Annotated in this window: 20 protein-coding genes and 2 pseudogenes; 15 read left to right on the forward strand and 7 right to left on the reverse strand. The window is 37.9% G+C overall.

Translation table 11 applies throughout. The features are described from left to right. Nucleotides 1-13: 13 nt before the first annotated feature. Complete coding sequence (locus tag ACN19N_RS06160) at nucleotides 14-1312, reverse strand: sigma-54 interaction domain-containing protein (RefSeq protein ID WP_420002202.1); 1299 nt, start codon at nucleotides 1310-1312, stop codon at nucleotides 14-16. Nucleotides 1313-1504: 192 nt separating this feature from the next. Here ACN19N_RS06160 and ACN19N_RS06165 point away from each other — a divergent pair, with 192 nt between their 5' ends. From ACN19N_RS06165 to ACN19N_RS06210, 10 genes are all read left to right on the forward strand, one after another. After that, the gene (locus ACN19N_RS06165) at nucleotides 1505-2188 is read left to right on the forward strand and encodes an MBL fold metallo-hydrolase (protein ID WP_420002203.1); all 684 of its coding nucleotides are present in this window, start codon (nucleotides 1505-1507) and stop codon (nucleotides 2186-2188) included. A 13-nt stretch (nucleotides 2189-2201) separates the two neighbouring features. Continuing rightward, the gene (locus ACN19N_RS06170) at nucleotides 2202-3857 is read left to right on the forward strand and encodes a TIGR01244 family sulfur transferase (RefSeq protein ID WP_420002359.1); all 1656 of its coding nucleotides are present in this window, start codon (nucleotides 2202-2204) and stop codon (nucleotides 3855-3857) included. A gap of 106 nt (nucleotides 3858-3963) precedes the next feature. Then, the gene (locus tag ACN19N_RS06175) at nucleotides 3964-4767 is read left to right on the forward strand and encodes a sulfite exporter TauE/SafE family protein (protein WP_420002204.1); all 804 of its coding nucleotides are present in this window, start codon (nucleotides 3964-3966) and stop codon (nucleotides 4765-4767) included. Between the two features lie 224 nt (nucleotides 4768-4991). Further along, nucleotides 4992-5978 carry an acyl-CoA desaturase gene (locus ACN19N_RS06180; protein WP_269239431.1) on the forward strand — a complete coding sequence of 329 codons (987 nt, stop codon included), beginning with the start codon at nucleotides 4992-4994 and terminating at the stop codon, nucleotides 5976-5978. Continuing rightward, nucleotides 5978-7252: an NAD(P)/FAD-dependent oxidoreductase gene (locus tag ACN19N_RS06185; RefSeq protein ID WP_420002205.1), complete on the forward strand. Its 1275-nt coding sequence runs from the start codon at nucleotides 5978-5980 to the stop codon at nucleotides 7250-7252. Before ACN19N_RS06180 ends, ACN19N_RS06185 begins: the two co-directional genes overlap by 1 nt. 16 nt (nucleotides 7253-7268) lie before the next feature. Continuing rightward, complete coding sequence (locus ACN19N_RS06190; RefSeq protein WP_420002206.1) at nucleotides 7269-8084, forward strand: DUF1365 domain-containing protein; 816 nt, start codon at nucleotides 7269-7271, stop codon at nucleotides 8082-8084. After that, nucleotides 8059-9258, forward strand: coding sequence for an SAM-dependent methyltransferase (locus tag ACN19N_RS06195; RefSeq protein WP_269228186.1), 1200 nt, complete (start codon nucleotides 8059-8061; stop codon nucleotides 9256-9258). The genes ACN19N_RS06190 and ACN19N_RS06195 overlap by 26 nt, the downstream gene beginning before the upstream one ends. Nucleotides 9259-9295: 37 nt before the next feature. Continuing rightward, complete coding sequence (locus ACN19N_RS06200) at nucleotides 9296-10075, forward strand: DUF1295 domain-containing protein (RefSeq protein ID WP_420002207.1); 780 nt, start codon at nucleotides 9296-9298, stop codon at nucleotides 10073-10075. A gap of 9 nt (nucleotides 10076-10084) precedes the next feature. Continuing rightward, nucleotides 10085-11134, forward strand: coding sequence for an SAM-dependent methyltransferase (locus ACN19N_RS06205; RefSeq protein WP_269228184.1), 1050 nt, complete (start codon nucleotides 10085-10087; stop codon nucleotides 11132-11134). 30 nt (nucleotides 11135-11164) lie between these two features. Beyond that, on the forward strand, nucleotides 11165-12493 hold the full coding sequence (locus ACN19N_RS06210) for a sensor histidine kinase (RefSeq protein ID WP_420002208.1): 1329 nt from the start codon (nucleotides 11165-11167) through the stop codon (nucleotides 12491-12493). A 5-nt stretch (nucleotides 12494-12498) separates the two neighbouring features. Here ACN19N_RS06210 and ACN19N_RS06215 read toward each other — a convergent pair whose 3' ends face one another. From ACN19N_RS06215 to ACN19N_RS06240, 6 genes and pseudogenes are all read right to left on the reverse strand, one after another. Next, nucleotides 12499-13185, reverse strand: a complete 687-nt coding sequence (locus ACN19N_RS06215) for a response regulator transcription factor (protein WP_005159494.1) — start codon at nucleotides 13183-13185, stop codon at nucleotides 12499-12501. Nucleotides 13186-13196: 11 nt separating this feature from the next. Next, nucleotides 13197-13697 carry a chalcone isomerase family protein gene (locus tag ACN19N_RS06220; RefSeq protein ID WP_420002209.1) on the reverse strand — a complete coding sequence of 167 codons (501 nt, stop codon included), beginning with the start codon at nucleotides 13695-13697 and terminating at the stop codon, nucleotides 13197-13199. A 58-nt stretch (nucleotides 13698-13755) separates the two neighbouring features. Further along, the gene (locus tag ACN19N_RS06225; RefSeq protein ID WP_420002210.1) at nucleotides 13756-14124 is read right to left on the reverse strand and encodes a roadblock/LC7 domain-containing protein; all 369 of its coding nucleotides are present in this window, start codon (nucleotides 14122-14124) and stop codon (nucleotides 13756-13758) included. 48 nt (nucleotides 14125-14172) lie between these two features. Continuing rightward, complete coding sequence (locus ACN19N_RS06230; protein WP_269228180.1) at nucleotides 14173-14739, reverse strand: nuclear transport factor 2 family protein; 567 nt, start codon at nucleotides 14737-14739, stop codon at nucleotides 14173-14175. A 123-nt stretch (nucleotides 14740-14862) separates the two neighbouring features. Beyond that, nucleotides 14863-15240: pseudogene (locus ACN19N_RS06235) on the reverse strand (IclR family transcriptional regulator domain-containing protein); the annotation flags it as partial. Nucleotides 15241-15352: 112 nt separating this feature from the next. Then, nucleotides 15353-16265: pseudogene (locus ACN19N_RS06240) on the reverse strand (IS5 family transposase). A gap of 243 nt (nucleotides 16266-16508) precedes the next feature. Here ACN19N_RS06240 and hutC point away from each other — a divergent pair. The 5 genes from hutC to ACN19N_RS06265 all read left to right on the forward strand — a co-directional run bounded on the left by hutC (nucleotide 16509) and on the right by ACN19N_RS06265 (nucleotide 22854). Then, nucleotides 16509-17261 (forward strand): histidine utilization repressor, encoded by a 753-nt coding sequence (gene hutC / locus ACN19N_RS06245; protein WP_420002211.1) that lies wholly within the window; start codon nucleotides 16509-16511, stop codon nucleotides 17259-17261. Continuing rightward, nucleotides 17258-17839, forward strand: coding sequence for a HutD family protein (locus ACN19N_RS06250; RefSeq protein WP_420002212.1), 582 nt, complete (start codon nucleotides 17258-17260; stop codon nucleotides 17837-17839). Before hutC ends, ACN19N_RS06250 begins: the two co-directional genes overlap by 4 nt. A gap of 238 nt (nucleotides 17840-18077) precedes the next feature. Beyond that, nucleotides 18078-19754, forward strand: a complete 1677-nt coding sequence (gene hutU / locus ACN19N_RS06255; RefSeq protein ID WP_293745334.1) for a urocanate hydratase — start codon at nucleotides 18078-18080, stop codon at nucleotides 19752-19754. Between the two features lie 84 nt (nucleotides 19755-19838). After that, a complete protein-coding gene (hutH, locus tag ACN19N_RS06260) occupies nucleotides 19839-21377 on the forward strand; it encodes a histidine ammonia-lyase (protein WP_420002213.1) in 1539 nt (512 codons plus the stop codon). Nucleotides 21378-21441: 64 nt separating this feature from the next. Beyond that, complete coding sequence (locus ACN19N_RS06265) at nucleotides 21442-22854, forward strand: amino acid permease (RefSeq protein WP_420002214.1); 1413 nt, start codon at nucleotides 21442-21444, stop codon at nucleotides 22852-22854. The last annotated feature ends 21 nt before the right edge of the window (nucleotides 22855-22875 follow it).

The raw sequence follows: 22875 nt of genomic DNA on the forward strand, positions 1-22875 counted from the left end.
GCTTTTTTATTTTTTATAAATTAAATTTTTTACGATAACGCCAAAGTGTGGTTCGACTCATACCCAGTGCTTTTGCTGCGAGTGAAAGATCATTTTGGTATTGAATTAATTTTTTCCGTATCGTTTCTTTATTGATTTTATCCGAAAGCAGCAGTGGGTCTGCTTCTATTACTAAGTTTGAAAGGATTGAATGTTGATTATCAATGATTTCATCGGGCAAATCGTAAATATCAATCTCAGATTTTTCATTTGCCATCGTCAGTGCATAGAGTAGGGTATTTTTCAGTTCACGAACATTTCCGGGCCAATCATAATCAATCAGTTTCTGTAAGGCTGCATCAGAGAGTTTTGGAGAAGCTCCAAAAACATTTTGTTGCTCAGTTAAAATATAATTGGCAATCAAAGGAATATCTTCTTTGCGATCACGGAGTGGTGGAACAAAAATTGGAATCACACGGAGTCGATATAATAAATCCTGACGGAAGCGTCCAAGACGAGCTTCTTCTCGTAACGCTCGATGAGTAGCGGTGATAATACGGACATTCGCTCTAATCGATTTTTCTCCACCTAAAGGTGTAAATTCACCAGTCTCAAGAACTCTTAATAATTTTGCTTGAAGTTCTAATGGAATTTCAGCGATTTCATCTAAAAAAAGTGTTCCGCCCGCAGCACGTTCAAAGACACCTTTATGTTCTCGAATTGCCCCTGTAAATGCACCTTTGACGTGACCAAATAATTCGCTTTCCAGAATGTTGGCATTTAAAGCTGCACAGTTAATGGCAATAAATACGTTATTTTTCCGCTGACTATGATCATGGATAGCCTGTGCAACCAGTTCTTTTCCACTGCCAGACTCGCCTCGAACTAAAACAGGAAACTCTGTAATTGCAACACGTTGAATGATTGAAAACATGCGTTGCATTTCAGCAGATTGGCTATGAAAAGTCTGCTCTAAAGCTGTGATCTTTTGATCTTGTTTTATTTTCTGTATGACTTGAGTGGATTGTAATAAATACATGGTTCCCTCAAAGCGCTGATCGATAATTCTAATGGGATGACGATGGCAAAACAGCTCAATGGATTGAGCTGCATCACTAATCATATGTCGTCCGATTTCAAGCTCATGATGTTGTATTGTTTTTTTTAAAGTTTGAAATAATGAATTATTGATTTTTTTATCGTTCAATTCATACACAAAGCGCTGCTTAGATTGATCTAAGATAAGAAGGGAACTGTCTAACATTAGGGTTTGCAATTTAAACAAAAAGCTCTCTAAATCAGCTTGAGTATAAAAATCAATCGCTTGGCTCATGATGTTTCATTATATGTTTTTCACTTGAAACAATTGAAACACATTATGCAACATTAATGAAATGGTGATTTTATTTAAAATTAAATATTATTAATTAATATATTGTTTTATTTGAATATAATTTATAACGCATAAAGTTGGCACTTAGTTTGCAAAATAAGAATATAACCAAGCATATCGAGACCAATTCAAATGATACTTCATCAGTTTTTTGAAAAAGAAAGTTCAACTTATACTTATTTGGTTGCATCTGAACAAACACGTGAAGCGGTACTGATTGATCCAGTTGCTTCTGAAATAGAAAGTTATGAACAAATGCTGAATCAGTTGAATCTCAAGTTAGTTTACAGCTTAGATACGCATGTTCATGCAGATCACGTTACGGCTGCAAATTTACTCAGAGCACGTTTTGGCTGTAAAACAGTTTTACATCGTAATTCGGGTGTAGATTGCGGCGATATTTTTATCACTGATCGCAGTGCGATACGTGTTGGTGAATTCTTAATAGAAGCGCGTTATACCCCCGGACATACTAATGCTTGTACAAGCTATGTAATCGACACTATGGTATTTACAGGTGATGCATTACTGATAGATGGTTGTGGTCGTACTGATTTCCAAGAAGGAAATGCTGAAACCTTATACGACAGTATTCACCAACAGATATTCACTTTACCTGACGACACGATTGTTTATCCGGGGCATGACTACAAAGGACGTTTGTTTTCAACAGTCGGTCATGAACGTGTACATAATTCCCGTTTAGGTCAGGGGCGTAGTAAACAAGACTTCGTTGAAATTATGAAAAACCTTGATCTCCCATATCCTAAAAAGATTGATATTGCTTTGCCTGCAAATAAAGCATGTGGGAAATAAGGGGAAAACTGTGATTGAATTAAAACAAGTTAACCCTGAGTTTTGGGTATCAGCTCAGATCAATCAATCTGATTTGGTTGAAATTGCAGCCAAGGGAATCAAAACGATTATTTGTAATCGCCCTGATGGTGAAGGTGTCGACCAGCCAAATATCATTGAGATCCAAGAAGCGGCCATTCGGCAGGGAATTCAGTTGGAATATTTGCCTGTTGTGAGTGGGCGGGTGACAGATGAGCAAGCGATTGAATTTAAGTCACTTTATCAAAAATCTAAAAAACCTGTACTAGCATTTTGCCGTTCAGGAACTCGATCAATTACCTTATGGGCACTGTCTCAAGTGGCTGAACTTACCATTGATCAGATGTTGTTGCAGTCAAAATCACTGGGCTACGATTTACAAGGTTTAGTCCCTCGAATTTTGAAGCAAAACCCAAGTCAGTTAAACAATATTCCGACTTTCTCTGTGGTGATTGTAGGTGCGGGTGCGGCGGGTATTTCAGTGGCATCGAGTTTGTTGTCTCGTCAACCGAATTTAGATATTGCCGTGATTGATCCTGCTGAAATTCATTACTACCAACCAGGATGGACGATGGTGGGCGGTGGGATATTTGCTCCTGAAAAAACGGTAAGAACAATGGCGAGTCTGATTCCTAAACAAGTTCATTGGATAAAGGCAGCTGTTGCAGCTTTTGATCCTGATAATAAACAAGTTTTATTAGAAGGGTGTAAACCAATTAACTATGAAGCATTGGTGCTATGCCCAGGCTTAAAACTAAATTGGCATGGAATTGAAGGCTTAGTGGAAACACTGGGTAAAAATGGTGTGACTTCAAACTATCGTTATGACCTTGCACCCTATACGTGGGATTTGGTTCGTAATATGAAGCAGGGTAAAGCTGTTTTTACACAGCCGCCTATGCCAATTAAATGTGCTGGTGCTCCGCAAAAAGCCATGTATTTGTCAGCTGATTATTGGCAAAAACAAGGTGTATTAAAAGATATTGAAATCAATTTCTATAATACAGGTGCGGTGTTATTTGGTATACAAGCTTATGTTCCAGCTTTGATGGAATATATTAAACGTTACAATGCCAATTTAAACTTTAATCATCAATTGATTAAAGTCGATGGAAGCCAAAAGCGAGCTTGGTTTAATGTCAGTGAAGGGGAAAATACTTCAGTGATTGAAACTGATTTCGACATGATTCATGTTGTTCCTCCGCAGCAAGCACCTGATTTTATTCGAGCAAGTAACTTGGTTGATGCGGCAGGCTGGGTCAGTGTTGATCAGCATACCTTACAGCATAGCAAGTATCCTTACATCTTTGCTTTGGGTGATGTTACTAATGCACCAAATGCAAAAACGGCAGCAGCAGCACGAAAGCAAGCACCTATTGTTGCAGTGAATGTATTGCAGTACTTAAAAGGCAATCAACATTTTGCGCAATATGATGGTTATGGATCATGTCCGCTTACTGTTGAGCGTGGAAAGATTGTGTTGGCAGAATTTGGTTATGGCGGAAAACTGCTACCTAGTTTTCCTAAGTGGTTGCTCGATGGGCAAAAACCTTCACAGCTTGCATGGTTGTTAAAAGAGCAAATTCTACCGCCGATGTATTGGGATGGAATGCTCAAAGGTCGTGAATGGCTGGTGAAGCCAAAACTTTAGTTTATTCAGCTTAAACAAATCAAATACTTAGTCCTGATTCAGAGCTGAGTTAGGACAGTATTTTCTCCAGAAATGGGTTCATCCTTGTACGAGGACATTGCATATCATGTGGTTATTAGTCTTAGAAGGTCTTGCGATCGGATGTTTACTTGGATTGACAGGCGCAGGTGGCGGTATTTTGGCTGTACCAGCATTGATGGCGAGTCAAGGATGGACAGTGTCTCAAGCTGCACCAGTAGGTTTGTTGGCAGTAACACTTTCTGCATTTGTTGGTATGGTTCAAGGCTTATTCAAAAAAATTGTGCGTTATCGTGCAGCGATCTGGATTGCCCTGATTAGTCTGCCATCGGCACGCTATGGCATCCATCTTGCGAATATTATTTCTCCAGTTTGGTTAAGCCTTGGATTCAGTATCGTGATGATGATTGTGGCTTATCGTATTTTCTTCAATAAGGTGAATGATTTTGAAGATCCGCCGTGTAAGGTGAATCAATCAACAGGACAACTGATTTGGAATGTTAAAACTGCTTCAGTATTGGGTATTATCGGTGTGATTGCAGGTCTATTAACTGGATTATTGGGGGTTGGTGGCGGTTTTGTGATTGTGCCTGCATTACGTAAAGTCACTGATTTGGATATGCGGAGTATCGTTGCAACGTCACTGATGATCATTTTCTTAATTGGTGGTGTAAGTATTTTAATACACATTATAGATGGCTTTCAGTATCCAATCGCTGTAACTGTTAGCTTTGTTGTGGCTTGTATTATTGGCATGTTAATTGGCAGAAGATTAATCAGCCTGATTGATATAAAAACGGTACAAAAGGTATTCGCTGTGGTGGTGATTTGTGTTGCCATTTACTTTGTGATTACAAGCTTAATGAAAATTTTACCTATACTTTCTCTTTAATTATATTGTTATCTATTTGATTTTTAGTTTCTAAAACTGAGCCTAGACTCAAGCGATAAGATTTTGAGTTTAGGTTAAAAGATACATAAATTTATGTTTCCTATGTAATTTTGTATTATGATGCTAAGAGTTCACTAGCATGCCTAAAACGATGCTTCACATAAACTTCATATGATTTCTATTAATATTACAAATATAAAAAGAGATTGGGTCAGGAAGAATCAATGTTTAAATTTTTTCTGCGATGGATGGATAGTTGGTCACTGACTGATACTTTAGATAAACAGCATATTCCCTTTCAAGAAAGCTCAAAAGATACCAAGATTCAGTGGTTTAGAATTTTACCATTCATTTTGCTGCATATCGCTTGTCTTGCAGTTTTTTGGGTGGGTGTATCTTGGTTTGCTATCGCATTCATGCTGTTTTTTTATTTTATTCGTATGTTTGCGATCACTGCTTTTTTTCATCGTTATCTTTCGCATAAAACCTTTCAAACTTCGCGTCCAATACAATTCTTTTTTGTGTTGATCGGAACCATGAGTGCACAGCGAGGGCCTTTATGGTGGGCAGCTCATCATCGTTATCATCATCGTTTTACTGACACAGATCACGATCCACATTCATCTACACACGGATTTTGGTACAGTCATATCGGATGGTTTTTAAATGAACAGAATTTTTCTACACGAAAAGAAGTCATTAAAGACTGGTTAAAGTTTCCTGAAATTGTTTGGTTAGATCGCTTTAGTTTACCTGTGGTCTTGTTCACTGCTTTTGCAATTTATGGTTTAGGTGAGTGGTTGAGTATTGCTTATCCGAGTTTAGGTACATCAGGCTTACAGCTATTGGTCTGGGGTTTTGTCATTTCGACAGTTTTATTGATTCATGCGACTTTATGTATCAATTCACTTGCGCATTTATATGGCAGTCGAGACTTCGAGACGAAGGATAACAGCCGAAATAATTTATTTTTATCAATTATTACATTGGGTGAGGGTTGGCATAACAACCATCATTATTATGCGGGGAGTACTCGGCAAGGTTTCTTCTGGTGGCAAATCGACATTACTTATTACATTTTAAAAATGATGTCTTTTTTTGGGTTGATTTGGGGAATTAAACCTGTACCACAACGTATTTATGATATCCATAAAAGTCATCAATTAAATCTCAAAATAAACACAAGCAAAATTCAAAGCGAGGAGTCTTGATGAAGATTGCAATCGTAGGCTCTGGTATTTCAGGTATATATGCTGCATGGAAATTATCAAAACAGCATGAAGTCACAATCTTTGAGAAAGAACAGTATTTCGGTGGGCATACGGATACACATGATCTTTGGATTGAACGTAAAAACGTTGCTGTAGATAGCGGTTTTATTGTATTCAATGATTATAATTATCCTCTATTCAGTGCCATGCTGGCTGCATTAGCTGTAGAAGCACAGAATAGTGACATGAGCTTTTCAGTCAACAACCGAGTGACAGGGCTTCAATATAATCCATCAAAAAAATGGTCACTATTAACGCGACCTCAGAATTTTTTAAACAAGAAATTTCGGATCATGCTGTCCGACTTGATTCGTTTTTATCAAGACAACAAGGATATTCAGTTAGATCAATGCAACGCCGAACTGAGTATCGAAGACTATCTGAATCAAAATGATTATTCAGAGGTATTTCGCCAAGAACATTTATACCCAATGTGTGGTGCATTGTGGTCAAGCCCAGTGGATCAAGTTGGAAATATTCCCTATAAGTTTGTTGTAAGTTTTTTTCAACATCATCGTATGTTGCAATTGGAAGACCGCCCTCAATGGCAGACGGTTAAAGGTGGTTCAGCTTCTTATATACGAGCGATTCAAAAAGCGTGTCCGTCGATTATTTGGAAAAAAGCGCAAGTACAACAAGTGCTACGTGAATCAGATAAGGTTACTGTTGTAACCGATCGAAATGAGGAAGTTTTTGATTGGATTGTGTTTGCGAGTCATGCTGATGACACGTTAAAGCTGATTCAAAATCCTTCGGCAGCTGAGCGAGACGTATTAGGTTGTTTTGATTATCAAGATAACTTTATGGTGGTACATTGTGATACTTCGATCATGCCGAAGCGTCAGTCTCAATGGGCGAGTTGGCATGTGCATGTCACTGCTCAAGAGAAACCTAAAAAAAATAGTAAAGCCCATCAAGTGCACTATGGATTTACCTATTGGATGAACAGCTTGCAGAAGCTACCGTGTAAGACTCAGATATTTTCTACACTCAATCCGAATATGCCGATCGCAAAAGAAAAGATTTATGTCGAACGTCGTTATCGACATCCTGTTTTTGATAAGAAAGCAATTGAATCACAAGCGCGTTGGGATTTGATCGATGGTCAAAACCGCAGTTCATTCTGTGGAGCATATTGGGGTTGGGGGTTTCATGAAGATGGAGCGAGAAGTGCTCAACGTGTAGTCGATAAACTATTAACATTGAATGACTAAATTTGGAGGTGATCACATGTTTGAAGATTCACTTTCCATAGCCAAAGCTCAGATTAGACATCGGCGCTTTTATCCTAAAGCACACGATTTTCAGTCTAGTTTGAGCTATTTATGTTTTGATCCAGATCGTATTGATCAGAACCTAGATCGTTCATGGCTTTGTTCTACTTCGCGTTGGAATATATTAAATCTCTATGAAAATGATTTTCTAAAAGGCTATACAGGTTCGATCAGAGAACGAATTAAGAAAATCCTTTTGCAGAAAGAAGATACGATTTTGTCGACACAATCAGAAATTCGTGTCCTTGCTTTACCAAGAACTTTAGGATTTAGTTTTAATTCAGTCATCTTTTATTTTGTACTCAATCCTCAAAAACAGCCTCTTTTCATATTGAGTGAAATTACCAATACCCCTTGGAATGAACGTGAAGTTTATGTGCATGACTGCCGTCAAAAATTAAAAGAGCACAGTCATTTTAAAAGTTATGAGTTTGAATTTGAAAAAAGTTTTCATGTTTCACCGTTTATGCCAATGGATATTCAGTACAAATGGCGATTTAACTTTTCAGATGAACAGAATGTGATTCATATGCAGCTTTATCAATCAGATAAATTGATCTTTGATGCAACCATGCATTTCACGTTAACCAGCATCACAGTTCCTTCACAACTGAATCGTTATGCTATTTATCATATCTTTGAACCTTTCAAGATGTTAGCTTCGATATACGTTCAAGCTTTTCATCTATGGCGAAAGAAAGTTCCATTTTATCGGCACCCAAAAAAAGATAAGGATTTAAAACAACATGATGAAAACGCTTATTTTCGGTGAACAAGATTCACTGCCTTTGGTTCTTCGAAGCTTGCTCAAACTTCGTCATGGACAAATTCATTTTCGTGGAGAATGGAATGGTACCGTGGGTGAGGTTTCTGATTTAGAAGCGACGATAGAGATTCATAATAAAGAATTGATCGATCTCATTTTTAAAAATGGTGTACTTGGTGCAGCTGAAGGTTATATTCGAGGCTATTGGAGCAGTAAACACCTCGTTGAGGTCATTCAAATTTTGGCGAGAAACCGTCATGTGCTCGATAAAATTAATCAAAATGTGATTTCTCAAGCCAGTCAACTTGTATTAAAAGCTTGGTATAAAACACGTAAAAATTCATTGTCAGGAAGTCGAAAAAATATTGCAGAGCATTACGACCTGAGCAATGATTTTTTCAAACTTTTTCTTGATTCTTCAATGATGTATTCAAGTGCTGTGTATAAGCACAAAGATATGACTTTGGAAGAAGCATCGGATTATAAAAAAGAACTGATTTGTCAGAAATTACAGCTCAAACCGATGGATCACTTGGTTGAGATCGGTAGTGGTTGGGGCGGATTTGCAATTTACGCTGCTCAGCATTATGGCTGCAAAGTGACCACGATTACCATTTCTCAAGCACAATACGATGAAGCAACTAAACGTATCGCCGATGTAGGTCTCAGTCATCGTGTCAGTGTTCAGCTTAAAGATTACCGATTATTAGAAGGAAAATTCGATAAGTTGGTTTCGATCGAAATGATTGAAGCTGTCGGTGAACAATATTTATCGACTTACTTTAATAAATGCCGATCTTTACTAAAACCGAACGGTTTGGGGTTGATTCAAGCTATCACGATTGAAGATGCACGTTATAAAAAAGCTTTGAATACAGTGGATTATATTAAACGCTATATTTTTCCAGGTAGTTTTATTCCGTGTATCAGTGTTTTAACTCAAGCTGCATCTGAACAACAGTTACGTTTAAAACATCTTGAAGATATTGGCTTGAGCTATGCAGAAACGATTCATCAATGGCGTGAGCGTTTCTTAAATGCTAAAGAACACGTTTTGGCTTTAGGATTTGATGAAAACTTTATTCGGATGTGGGATTTCTATCTCTGTTATTGCGAAGGAGGCTTTAAAGAAGGGGTGATCAGTGATGTGCATCTTCTATTTGAAGCAAGCCCTTATTAAAAAATCCATGATTTTTTAATGCATCAAGGAGGTGGTTATGTTGTGGCAATTATTTTTACTTGATGCCGTAGTAATGACGCTGTGTTGGTTGTGGGCAACCTCTAATCATCGAGCTGGTATTGTAGATGTCGCTTGGAGCTTTTGTATTTTTTTAAATATTGCTCTGACAGCATTACTTATTGATGTTGCACCATTTAGCGTCAGATTGTTTATTGGAATATTCAGTTCGATTTGGTTTTTACGATTGAGCTGGCACTTGTTTCGGCGTTATATGGCTGAACATGAGGAAGATAGACGATATGCCAATATGCGTAGGGCGATGGGAAAATATCAACATTTAGGTTTCTTTGCTTTTTTTATGTTTCAGGCAGGATTAGCCATTTTATTTAGCATTCCGATGTGGAGTTTGCTCAATGTGCCAAGTATGTCTTGGAGCATGGATACCAATGATTATTTGATTATTGCAGGTTTGATTATGTTTGTTGCATTCGTTGGCGAGACGGTTGCAGATCAACAATTATATCGGTTCAAGCAGAATCCCAATAATCATGGTAAAACAATGGATCAAGGTCTATGGAGATATTCACGTCATCCAAACTATTTCTTTGAATGGTTGCATTGGTTTGCTTATCCAACCATTGGGTTAGTAGCAGGATTATATAGCTTGTGGATATATCCAGTGTTGATGTGGTTGTTTTTGTACTACATCACAGGTATTCCATTTAGTGAACAACAAGCCTTAAAAAATCGCGGTCAAAATTATCTCGATTATCAAAAACGAACTTCAATGTTTATTCCGTGGAAACCCAAACAGTAGGTACTGCACATGGACTTTATAATTCAAAAATCTTTAAAACTCGTTGAAAGCGGTTTAGTTCCAGATCAAGCGATTCGTGCAGCCATCCGTGCATTGAGTAAAAAGCGTTTGATTCAAGAAGGGCGTTATGACCCTGAACAAGGTGCTCAGCGCTATATGGATGTGCTTAATATGTTAAAGCACAGTGAAATTGCGATCGAAACGGACAAAGCCAACGAGCAGCATTATGAATTACCTACAGCATTCTTTCAGGCTGTACTAGGGAAACGTTTAAAATATAGTGCATGTTTCTTTCCCCATGATCGAACAAATTTGGATGAAGCTGAAGAATTTTCACTACAGATATATAGTGATCGCGCTCAATTACATGATGGTCAACAAATTTTAGAGCTAGGCTGTGGGTGGGGATCATTTACCTTATGGATGGCAGAGCGGTATCCAAATGCAAAAATTACTGGAGTGTCTAATTCAGCTACTCAACGCCAACATATTCTTGCAGAAGCTCAAAAGCGTGGTCTAAACAACGTAGAAATCTTAACCTGTGATGTTAATGTGCTTGAGTTAAAAGCAAATACTTTTGATCGTGTGGTTTCGGTTGAAATGTTTGAACATGTTCGAAACTATCAAAAACTTTTTGAGAAAATTCAGTCTTGGCTCAAAGCAGATGGAATGTTGTGGTGTCATATTTTTTGTCATCGTTTTTTACATTATCCATTTGAAATTAAAAGTGAATATGATTGGATGTCACGCTACTTCTTTACAGGTGGTTTGATGCCAGCCAGTTCAACATTTTTACATTTTCAAGAGCATTTAGAACTATCTAAACATTGGCAATGGTCGGGTACTCATTACGAGAAAACAGCGAATGCTTGGTTAGAAAATATGGATCGCAATGTAGAACAATTAAAACCACTTTTTGAACAGGTTTACGCTCAAGATGCAGAAGCATGGTGGCAACGTTGGCGTATTTTCTTTATGGCTTGTGCAGAATTATTTGGGTTTGAACAAGGGCAAGAGTGGGTTGTCGGTCACTTCCTGTTTAAAAAGAAAGCCGTATAATTAAAGATAACTCTGTAAGTAGATCAGCCAATGTTTAGATCGAAACAAAATGACGGAAATAATCATCCACTCGGTGAGATGTTTAATCGCTATTATTGGTTGCAGATCGGGCTGATCGCACTTTCAATTGTTATTGGTATTGCTTGTAGTGCATGGGTGATTAAAGGTTCATTACTCAAAACTGCGCTTGAACAAGAAATGGAACATTATTGGATACGTGTTGATCGAAATCCAAATGCTGATCTTCCAGACACTAAAAATTTATATGGTTATCGATGGTCATCAAACAAGCCTCCGCAACCATTTCGTGATTTGACTTTACAGCAAGGTGTGCATCGTATTTTTGTAGATGGCAAAGATCGTATGACTGTTTATGGCGAGCGAAATGGACAACATGTGTTGTTGGTGTTTGGTGAAAGTAACGTCAATAAAATTGTTTGGATGTTTGGTCTTGCGCCATTAATGTTTAGTTTGATCGTGCTGTATAGTATTTTATGGTGGTCAAATCGCCGTGCGAAACGTTATTTTTCACCGATTACCCGTCTTGCAAATGCGTTAGAACAAATAGACTGGGTTCATCAAAATAAAGAAGCTTCTCCATTTCAAGATATTAGTACCAATGGCAATTTGGAAGCAGAATATCTAAAACAGGCATTAGAAAAGTACCATGAAGTATTGAGTGAGTTTATTCATCGTGAACGCGAGTTTACGGGGGACGTTAGTCACGAATTACGTACGCCTTTGACGATTTTGAAAGGTAATGTCCAAATCTGCCAAGCAAGATATGGTAATGATAAATCATTGAACCGTATAGCAAATACCATTGAAGACATGCAATTACTTGTAGATACTTTACTTGCAATTGCACGTAACACGACCAATACCCTAAATGCCGATCAAACTCGATTATCAGTGATTATTACTGATCTCGTTCACGATTTAGATATGGTAAGCCAAAGCAAAGGGATGGAGATTTTGGTGCAGTATGATGATCCAGAATCAACACGCCTATTATATCCATCGATGACAAAAATGGTGTTGAGCAATATTTTGCGTAATGCGCTAAATTATTCTCAAGGCTCGAGTATTCATATTATTCAACAGAAAAATAGCATCATCATCGCTGATAACGGCATTGGAATTAGCCTACCAGATGAATTAAAAGTCCGAGAATTAAGTCGTACTCAGCTAAAACTCAATCCTAAAGGACATGGCATAGGTCTACAGTTAGTAGAAAAACTATGTATGCAACTGGGCTGGAGAGTTGAGTTGTTCGATCGTCAATATTATTTAAATACACATACTGAACTTGAACTGCCGAATACAACAGGATTAATTGTTGTTGTATATATGAATTAAAGCACTTAATCCTCAAGTGCGATTTTTAAACCAACACCAGAAATGGTATGAATGAGTTTCTGTTGAAAAGGTTTATCCACCATTTTACGTAAATTATAAATATGGCTACGTAAAGCATCGCTTTCAGGCTCTTCATCACCCCAAAGCTCAATAATAATTTCTTGTTTGGTTATTACTCTTGGTGAGTTTCTCATTAAAATTTTAAGTAATTTAAATTGAATCCGTGGTAATTCAATGTGTTGACCTGCACGAATAATGGTTTGTGTGGAGCTATCTAAAATTAAGTCATGAATTTGAATTTTATTTTTGGAAACTTCGCCTAATGAACGTTTAATTAGGGCACGAATACGCATGACTAATTCATTGAAATCAAAAGGTTTAACTAGATAATCATCTGTACCTGCAACAAAACCTTTCAATTTATCATCTAAGGTGTCACGAGCGGTAAGCATAAGCACGGGAATATCCATACCTTGTTCTGTTCTTAACCATTCACATAAATCGTAACCAGAGCCATCAGGTAAATTTATGTCTAATAAAAGCAGATGATAAGCCTGTGTTTTAAGAAAATTACGTGCAGCATCCAAGTTACGCGCATGATCAATTACAAAACCATGTTCCTCTAAAAACTCACATACAGTTGCCGCAAGTTCATAGTGGTCTTCAACCATCAGGATAAATTGATTGCTCATAATAATATCCACTATGGATTAAGTAATTGTTGTTTTAATTTAGCATTAAAAGGTGAATTTCCAAACCAAATTTTAAAATACTGATTTGCTTTTTGATCTGTAATCGCACCGAGAGTCTTCTGATTTAAAGATAATCTGAGTGTATTGCTATTGTGATTGTAGCTGAGGCTATAAAGATCGCCTTTTTTTACAGAGTGATATAATTCTGTCATGTTATTCAGTGGTGAGTTATCTGAGAAGTCTGCAATATTTTTCTTAAGGAAATGAGTCGCTGCACGTTTAAATGCCCATTCAGGAATGTTTTGACGATAAGAAAAGTCTAGGCGTATGTTTTGGTTTTCCCAGTTTTTTTTACAGTCATCTGCAAAATATGTCACTGAACCAACAACTTTTCCCGTAACAATCAGTGGGGCATTCTGACAAGTTTGAACACTTGCATGCACTACATGAGTACCTACTATTAAGTTAATGGCACAAAATGAAAATATTTTCTTCATTAAATTTGAATTCATTTTAAGCTCCATTGTACAAAGAAATACTCAATTCAAAGCTTATTTAATAATATATATTTTAATAGGCATAAAAATTAAGATTTTTTTCAATACGTTCAATTTCGTAACGTGCATATGCAGGGTTTGTCAGAGTATGATCTAAAATTGCATATAAAAATAGGTTTTGATTACTTTCAAGAGGAGTAATCATATGATATTGATTGTGTAAATTGATAAATATACCTTCAATATAATCCAGTGGATCAAACTGATGTGTCAGTTTTATTTGCATGTTATATATATTGGTAACTTCAAGTATAGCACTATCTATATTTATATAATGATCTCCTATGGATTTTAATATAGCACCATCATAATTATCTATCACAGCAAGGAAGATTAAACCATCAATATGACTGAATTGATTTAATAAGAAATTATCGTTCATATATATCACCCTTGAATTATTATAAATTTATGATGGTCGAATTTTAAACTATTTTTTGAACGGTAAAATCAAAGAGTAGGCTCTTCCGATATAAGGTAATGAACGATATAAACCATTGGCAGGATCCCAATAGTCTTGTTGAAAAACAATTTGGCTAGAGGAGTTGATTTTGATTTCGCTTATGCCATACGATGCCATAGTTTTACTACGGCCAAACATTTTAAAATCATAAGCCATATACCAATGTATATAGGCTGAATCTTTTTGATAAGTGGCACTAATAAGTTTGACATTTACGTTACTCACATGCTCATTCATACCTGAAAAATGTTTTACCAAATCTTGTTTGTTCGAAAACTGGGATAAGGTGTCATTAATGTATAGGTCATTAGCATAAAGTTGGCTTGCATTTTTAATAAAACTTGGTGTTCCAAGTGTATTGAATGCTGAAGTAAAGCGCTTACCGATTTCAGCCGCTTGTTCTTGCGTCAAAGCAATGCCTGATATTTCTTTACTTGCTTTGGTATAGTCAGATGAATAGCTCGGTATACTTTTACACGAAGCTAAAGAGAATAAGGCTAATGTTGAAACGGCTAAAGTTCTGAGAAATGCCATTTTTTTACACTCATTTGATTTTATATACAGCATAAAAGTAAAAGTGTGAATCTGTTGTGAACTGATTATTAAACCTAATACGTTATTCATAGCCTAAGAAAATAATTTTTTGCTTTATTCTTATCAAATAACTTGACGCAAGTCGCCAGCAGTTTCAAGAAGTAAAGGTAAAATATGAGTAATTAAATAATCTTTGATTGTATGCATGGTTGGAGAAACAATATTTAACGCTGCAACAACATCTGCATTTGAGTCTTAAATTACACCTAGTTCATGTTCTTCACATGAGTAGCACCGATCCTGTTCTTTAATTTCATGTAATAGTGAAAGGAAAACTTCACTATCCGTATGCGTATATTTAATTAAACGTTTTAAAAGGTATTTTTCTAATCACTGTTTTTGTTCTTCAGCATTTAGATGTGCCAATAATATTTTACCTGCTGAAGTTGCATGTGCGGGAAGGCGATTACCTAAATGTAATCCATAAGGATTGACTCGATCTGGTCCAAAACATTCTAAAATACTTAAACCTTTAGCGATGCCCGCAATATAGTCTTCATGGGCTTTGTTGCACAAAGGTTTGAAAGACAATGCTACCGTAATTGAGCTAAATTCAAGTCACAACTTGGGTATGTGGTCGACCAAATACTGTGAATTTATTCAAAACTGCTACACGTGCATAAATCTCATTCACCTGACTAGGAAAACTCCTTGCTGTTAATTTATCACCTAATAATTTGATGCAATGCATTTTGGTTTCCACTAAACTTCTATGATGATAACCAGACCATTTTTTCCAAAGTGACCTACCTAGCCGTTTGACTGTTTTTAATAATTCATTCCTCTCTTTAAATATCTCAATTTCTTATCTTTCCAAAGCTTTGCATTCTTCCTAGGTGGAATGACTGCATGTGCATCTCGATCTAAAATGACTTGTCGGCAGTGCTTTGTGTCATAAGCACCATCTGTATAGACTGAATCAATTCGTTCATCCAATGGAATTTGATCAAGTAAATCACCAAGCACCTGTGAATCACTCACATTGTTTGTTGTGAGCTGGAATGCTCGTATTTGATATGAAGTTTGCGCCATTGGCGACGATATTCAGGTTGATGTTTCTTACGCTTCCATTCGCCTTCACCTAAAAATTTTAATCCTGTAGAGTCAATGAGTAGGTGTAATCCATCATGACTTTTCTGAGAGCTTATCGCAATATCAATATGCTTTTGTCGTCTACAGAGGGGGGAGTAATCTGGTGCTGTCCAATTCAAACCACAGCGTTTAATCAGACTTTGAGCAAAGCCAGTGACCATACGTAAAGAAAGACGGAATAGAGATTTGATCATTAAACAGCATTGAATTGCTGTATCGGAATAAGTTTGATTTCGTCCGTATTTGCCTTGTGGCTGTGCATACCATTGGGTCTTAGGATCAAACCAGATTGAAATATTTCCTCGCTTGATTAAAGCTTGGTTATACGAGGACCAATTGGTTGTACGGTAGATTTTAGGAACAGGCTTCTTCATCTGGAAATTATATTGCTGAAGAGGCCTTCAAGAATAGCTTTGTGCAACAAAGCCTATTTAATATAATACTTTGATAAATATAAATTAATTTTTCTTATGAATCATTTAAATAATATTTGTTAATAACGATCTTTATAACATTTTATATAAAGTAAAACATGATTCAATTGTATAAGCTTGTATATACAAATAACATCGTATTCATATACAATGCTTTAGATTATTTAGTATGAGTTTTAGCCAATGTCAAGAGCGTCAAAGCAAAACGATCTGGATTTATCTTTAGAAGAAGATAGTCCTATTCCATTGTATTTGCGCGTGAAACAAATGATTTCACAGAAAATCTATGAAGGAACTTGGTCTGTAAATAAAAAGATTCCTTCTGAGAGTGAATTGGTTAATTTATTGGGTTGTAGTCGGATGACAGTCAATCGTGCTTTGCGTGAGTTGACCAGCGAAGGCTTGCTTGTACGCATACAAGGTGTAGGTTCATTTGTCGCAGAAGGACAAGGGCGAACGGCTCTATTCCATGTCAATAATATTGCCGAAGAGATTATCGCTAGAAATCATAAACATCGTGCACAAGTATTGGTGTTGGAACAAATTCAAGCCAACACAGAGCAAAGCGTATTAATGCAGATACGTGAGGGACAAAAGCTATTTCATTCGATTATTGTGCATTATGAAAATGATGTACCTGTACAGATTGAAGATCGTTTGGTTGATCCTGTGTTAATTCCTGATTATTTGGCGCAGGATTTTAAAGCGATTACGCCGAATGCTTATTTGATGTCGAAAGCGCCTGTAACCGAAGGTGAGCATGTCGTAACAGCAATTCTAGCCTCAGCACAAGAATGTAAATGGCTGAAAATCAATAAGACAGAACCATGTTTATTGATCCGCCGTCGGACATGGTCAAACAAACAATTGATTTCTAGTGCACGTTTGATTTATCCAGGTAGTCGTTATTATTTGGAAGGTAAATTTACCCAATGATTGAGCTGTTAAAAGCTGTTAATTATACGAGAATGCGCTGGAAAAATGGTGCTGGTTATACGGTTGAACTTGCACGTAGTGAGGGGGATAGCCTAGAGCTGTTTGATTGGCGAATTTCTATGGCTGATGTTAAGACATCGGGTGATTTTTCCAAATTTAATGGTATGCAACGCATTCTGACTGTATTAGATGGTCAGGGCATCGTATTGAATATTGATAATCATTTTCGACACCTCAAAACTTTACAATCAGTTCAATTTAATGGTGACAGTCATACCAGTTGTGAGCTGATTGATGGATCTATTCGGGATTTTAATCTGATTTATGATCCACAAAAATATCACGCACGATACCAGTGGATTGTTGATTCTACAAACTCAGAAATATTCAGCTCAGCCGATTTCATTTTTATTTTTAATCAGAGTTTTGAACCTTTAGAAATTGAAATTGATCAACAGATTTTTTATTTGGATCATCAAGATAGTCTTAAAATTGACAATGAAAAATTGTTGAAAAATATTGTTTTAGGTCAACAAATTTTAAAGAAAATTTGTCTGATTGAACTGATAAAAATCTAAATTATCTTCACTTTTTTAAACCCATACAATTTGTGGTTGTATGGGTTTTTTATTATCAATTAAAAAATAAATCAATTAATTTCATTAACTTGTAATTTATTTTTATAAAAGAATAAAAATGCATCTTTTCAAGATAAAAGATTTGTGTAGTATATGGATGTATATACAAGTTAATACATTGCTATACAGTAAAAGCAGATTAATTTACGGTTCAAATCTCAAAGGAAGGAGTCCGATTGTGACAACAACGACAACAAAATTTCGTGATGTAGAAATTCGCGCACCACGTGGTACAAAGCTCAATGCAAAAAGCTGGTTAACTGAAGCACCACTTCGCATGTTGATGAATAATCTTGATCCTGATGTTGCAGAAAATCCAAAAGAGCTTGTTGTTTACGGTGGTATTGGTCGTGCTGCACGTAACTGGGAATGTTTTGATAAAATTGTTGAAACTTTAAAAAACTTAGAAACAGATGAAACCTTGTTGGTTCAATCAGGTAAACCTGTTGGCGTATTTAAAACCCATAAAGATGCGCCACGTGTTTTGATTGCGAACTCGAACTTAGTTCCTCATTGGGCGAATTGGGAACACTTCAATGAGCTAGATGCAAAGGGTTTGGCGATGTACGGTCAAATGACAGCAGGTTCATGGATCTACATTGGTAGCCAAGGGATTGTACAAGGTACATATGAAACTTTTGTAGAAGCTGGTCGCCAACATTTCAATGGTGATTTAACGGGTCGTTGGGTCTTAACTGCTGGTTTAGGTGGTATGGGCGGTGCGCAACCTTTAGCTGCAACATTGGCAGGCGCATGTTCTCTCAATATTGAATGCCAACAAACCAGTATCGATTTCCGTTTACGTACACGTTATGTGGATGAACAAGCGACTGATTTAGATGATGCTTTGGCGCGTATTGAAAAATATACCAAAGAAGGTAAGGCGGTTTCGATTGCGTTGCATGGTAACGCAGCGGAAATTTTACCTGAGCTTGTACGTCGCGGTGTGCATCCAGACATGGTCACAGACCAAACGAGTGCACATGATCCACTCAATGGTTATTTGCCAGTGGGTTGGACATGGGACGAATACCGTACGCGTGCGAAAACTGAGCCTGAAGTTGTGGTAAAAGCAGCTAAACAATCCATGGCGCAGCACGTTCAAGCGATGCTTGATTTCCAAAAAATGGGCGTTCCAACCTTTGACTATGGTAACAATATCCGTCAAATGGCTCAGGAAGAAGGCGTTGCAAATGCATTTGATTTTCCAGGCTTCGTTCCTGCTTATATCCGTCCATTGTTCTGCCGTGGTATTGGTCCATTCCGTTGGGTCGCACTTTCTGGTAATCCAGAAGATATCTATAAAACAGATGCAAAAGTAAAAGAACTCATTCCTGATGATGAACATTTACATCGTTGGTTAGATATGGCACGTGAACGGATTAGCTTCCAAGGCTTACCAGCACGTATTTGTTGGGTCGGTTTAGGTCTACGTGCCAAACTTGGTTTGGCTTTTAATGAAATGGTTCGTAGTGGTGAGCTTTCTGCACCGATTGTCATTGGTCGTGATCATTTAGATTCAGGTTCGGTATCAAGTCCAAATCGTGAAACAGAAGCAATGCAAGATGGTTCAGATGCAGTATCAGATTGGCCATTATTAAATGCGCTCTTGAATACAGCAGGTGGTGCAACTTGGGTTTCTTTACATCACGGTGGTGGTGTTGGTATGGGCTTCTCGCAACACTCAGGTGTCGTGATTGTATGTGATGGTACAGATGAAGCGGCAGCACGTATCGCTCGTGTATTGACCAATGACCCTGCAACTGGGGTGATGCGTCATGCCGATGCGGGCTATGACATTGCGATTGATTGTGCCAAAGAGCAAGGCTTGAACTTGCCGATGATCACACAATAAACAGACAAGGACATTACGATGCTTTTTGCAATTGTGTAAGCGGCATCGTAAGCGAACAATATAGTGCAAAACAGGACGCCAACGATGGAACTTTTAATTCAACCCGGCAAACTTACCTTAGCAGATCTGCGCCACGCTTATTTAAATCCAATCCAAGTCAAACTCGATGAAAGTGCATCAGCAGGTATTAATGCCAGTGTTGCATGTGTCGAAAAAATATTAAATGAAGGTCGTACTGCTTACGGGATTAACACAGGTTTTGGTTTGCTCGCTTCAACTAAAATTGCACCAGAAGACTTAGAGCAATTACAGCGTTCTTTGGTACTCTCACATGCCGCAGGTGTTGGTGAGCCATTAGATGATGCAATGGTTCGTTTAATCATGTTGCTCAAAGCAAACAGTTTGGCGCGTGGCTTCTCTGGTATTCGCCGTAAAGTGATTGATGCCATTCTTGCGTTGATCAACGCAGAAGTCTATCCACATATTCCACTGAAAGGTTCGGTGGGTGCTTCGGGTGACTTGGCACCACTTGCACATATGTCTTTAGTGTTATTGGGTGAAAGTAAAGCACGTTATAAAGGTGAATGGTTGCCAGCAGTAGAGGCGCTTAAAATCGCAGGTTTAGAGCCAATCTCTCTAGCAGCTAAAGAAGGTTTAGCACTGTTAAATGGTACGCAAGTTTCCACTGCATATGCTTTACGTGGTTTATTTGAAGCTGAAGATTTATTCGCTGCTGCAACGGTTTGCGGTGGTTTAAGCGTTGAGGCAATGTTAGGTTCTCGTGCACCATTTGATGCGCGTGTGCATGAAGTTCGTGGTCAACGTGGTCAAATTGATGTGGCTGCTGCATATCGTGACTTACTGACTGATTCAAGTGAAATTGCACATTCACATGAAGATTGCAGCAAGGTCCAAGACCCATACTCACTGCGTTGCCAACCTCAGGTGATGGGTGCTTGCTTGACTCAAATTCGTCAAGCAGCAGAAGTGTTGGAAATCGAATCAAATGCGGTATCCGATAACCCATTGGTATTTGCAGCGGAAGGCGATGTGATTTCAGGTGGTAATTTCCATGCTGAACCTGTTGCGATGGCGGCAGATAATTTGGCACTGGCAATTGCAGAAATCGGTTCACTATCTGAACGCCGTATTTCGATGATGATGGATCGCCATATGTCACAACTTCCGCCATTTTTAGTTGCCAATGGTGGGGTCAATTCTGGATTTATGATCGCTCAAGTAACTGCCGCAGCTTTGGCAAGTGACAACAAAGCTTTAGCACATCCTGCAAGTATTGACAGTTTACCAACATCAGCAAACCAAGAAGACCATGTTTCTATGGCACCAAATGCGGGTAAGCGTTTGTGGTATATGGCTGATAACGTTCGTGGCATTCTTGCTGTGGAATGGTTAGGAGCATGTCAAGGTCTTGATTTCCGTGAAGGTTTAAAAAGCTCGCCAAAACTTGAACGTGCGCGTAAAGCATTGCGTGACCAAGTGCCGTATTACAGTGAAGATCGTTTCTTCGCTCCTGATATCGAACAAGCCAGTGAATTACTCGCAAGTGGTTGTTTGAATGAATTACTCATTCCAAATCTATTGCCAAGCCTATCTAACGCGTAATCAGGATAACGGTCACATGGAGTGACCGACTCTAACTATATTTCCTCAAGGATTGGAGATAATAATGTCACAACACTCCACTTTACAGCGGGGATTAAACACCCGTCACATCCGTTTCTTAGCATTAGGTTCAGCAATAGGAACGGGACTTTTTTACGGTTCAGCAACAGCCATTAAAATGGCAGGTCCATCAGTTTTGCTCGCATATATTGTTGCAGGGATTGCAATTTATATCGTGATGCGCGCATTAGGTGAGATGGCGGTTCAAAATCCAGTTTCAGGCTCTTTCAGTCACTACGCTTCACAGTACATTGGACCACTTGCTGGTTTTACCACAGGCTGGACCTACGTTTTTGAGATGATCATTGTTGCGTTGGCTGACGTAACTGCTTTTGGAATCTATATGGGATTTTGGTATCCCGATGTTCCTCGATGGATTTGGATTCTGTCACTGATCATGTTTTTGGGTGCAATCAACCTCATTCACGTCAAAGTTTTTGGTGAGCTTGAGTTTTGGCTTTCTATTGTGAAAGTGACTGCAATTATTGCCATGATCTTAGGTGGTTTAGGACTGATGTTCTATGGTTTCCAAGCAGATCATAGTGGTTTTACTACAGGCATTCAAAACTTATGGATTCATGATGGTTTTATACCCAATGGAATTGCAGGTTTAGTCGCTTGTTTATCCGTGGTGGTATTTGCTTTCGGTGGTATTGAAATTATTGGGATTACGGCGGGTGAATCTAAAGATCCAAAGACTTCTATTCCGAAGGCAATTAACGCTGTTCCAGTCCGTATTTTGCTCTTCTATGTCTTGACGATCTTTGTATTAATGTCGATTTTTCCTTGGAATCAGATTGGTAGTCAAGGTAGCCCATTTGTACAAATTTTTGAAAATCTAGGTATTGGTTCTGCTGCAACAGTTTTAAATATTGTGGTGATCACTGCGGCAGTTTCTGCGATTAATAGTGATGTATTTGGTGCAGGGCGTATGTTGTTTGGTATGTCGAGCCGTGGACAAGCACCGCAAGTGTTTCAAAAAATCTCTAAAAATGGTGTGCCGTGGATGACAGTCGTGGTTATGGCTGGAGTCTTACTTATCGGTGTGGTTCTCAACTATTTAATTCCAGAAAATGTATTCCTTATCATTGCGTCAATTGCAACTTTTGCAACGGTTTGGGTATGGTTGATGATCTTACTTTCACAAGTTGCGATGCGTCGTAAGTTGTCTAAAGAACAGATTAAAGCACTTGATTTTCCTGTGATCGGTTGGCCGTATGCTCCTGCATTTGCCATTGCATTCATGCTGTTTATTTTGGCAATGATGGGTTATTTCCCTGACTCAAGACCAGCACTGTATGTTGGTGTTGGATGGCTAGTTTTACTGTGTATTGCATACAATATTTGGGTTAAACCAAAACAAGATGCAATTAAGGTTGATGAGGATTTACCACAAAATTTCAAAATGGAAAGCTAATAACCCAACTGTTCAAGAGCG

The sequence above is a fragment of the Acinetobacter sp. LF10 genome (assembly GCF_048585715.1).
Lineage (GTDB): Bacteria > Pseudomonadota > Gammaproteobacteria > Pseudomonadales > Moraxellaceae > Acinetobacter.

What these genes read in the sequence shown, in the direction of transcription:
- ACN19N_RS06160 (WP_420002202.1), bottom strand. Translation starts at nt 1,312, where the DNA reads ATGAGCCAAGCGATTGATTTTTATACTCAAGCTGATTTAGAGAGCTTT.
- ACN19N_RS06165 (WP_420002203.1), top strand. Translation starts at nt 1,505, where the DNA reads ATGATACTTCATCAGTTTTTTGAAAAAGAAAGTTCAACTTATACTTAT.
- ACN19N_RS06175 (WP_420002204.1), top strand. Translation starts at nt 3,964, where the DNA reads ATGTGGTTATTAGTCTTAGAAGGTCTTGCGATCGGATGTTTACTTGGA.
- ACN19N_RS06180 (WP_269239431.1), top strand. Translation starts at nt 4,992, where the DNA reads ATGTTTAAATTTTTTCTGCGATGGATGGATAGTTGGTCACTGACTGAT.
- ACN19N_RS06185 (WP_420002205.1), top strand. Translation starts at nt 5,978, where the DNA reads ATGAAGATTGCAATCGTAGGCTCTGGTATTTCAGGTATATATGCTGCA.
- ACN19N_RS06190 (WP_420002206.1), top strand. Translation starts at nt 7,269, where the DNA reads ATGTTTGAAGATTCACTTTCCATAGCCAAAGCTCAGATTAGACATCGG.
- ACN19N_RS06195 (WP_269228186.1), top strand. Translation starts at nt 8,059, where the DNA reads ATGATGAAAACGCTTATTTTCGGTGAACAAGATTCACTGCCTTTGGTT.
- ACN19N_RS06200 (WP_420002207.1), top strand. Translation starts at nt 9,296, where the DNA reads ATGTTGTGGCAATTATTTTTACTTGATGCCGTAGTAATGACGCTGTGT.
- ACN19N_RS06205 (WP_269228184.1), top strand. Translation starts at nt 10,085, where the DNA reads ATGGACTTTATAATTCAAAAATCTTTAAAACTCGTTGAAAGCGGTTTA.
- ACN19N_RS06210 (WP_420002208.1), top strand. Translation starts at nt 11,165, where the DNA reads ATGTTTAGATCGAAACAAAATGACGGAAATAATCATCCACTCGGTGAG.
- ACN19N_RS06215 (WP_005159494.1), bottom strand. Translation starts at nt 13,185, where the DNA reads ATGAGCAATCAATTTATCCTGATGGTTGAAGACCACTATGAACTTGCG.
- ACN19N_RS06220 (WP_420002209.1), bottom strand. Translation starts at nt 13,697, where the DNA reads ATGAATTCAAATTTAATGAAGAAAATATTTTCATTTTGTGCCATTAAC.
- ACN19N_RS06225 (WP_420002210.1), bottom strand. Translation starts at nt 14,124, where the DNA reads ATGAACGATAATTTCTTATTAAATCAATTCAGTCATATTGATGGTTTA.
- ACN19N_RS06230 (WP_269228180.1), bottom strand. Translation starts at nt 14,739, where the DNA reads ATGGCATTTCTCAGAACTTTAGCCGTTTCAACATTAGCCTTATTCTCT.
- hutC (WP_420002211.1), top strand. Translation starts at nt 16,509, where the DNA reads ATGTCAAGAGCGTCAAAGCAAAACGATCTGGATTTATCTTTAGAAGAA.
- ACN19N_RS06250 (WP_420002212.1), top strand. Translation starts at nt 17,258, where the DNA reads ATGATTGAGCTGTTAAAAGCTGTTAATTATACGAGAATGCGCTGGAAA.
- hutH (WP_420002213.1), top strand. Translation starts at nt 19,839, where the DNA reads ATGGAACTTTTAATTCAACCCGGCAAACTTACCTTAGCAGATCTGCGC.
- ACN19N_RS06265 (WP_420002214.1), top strand. Translation starts at nt 21,442, where the DNA reads ATGTCACAACACTCCACTTTACAGCGGGGATTAAACACCCGTCACATC.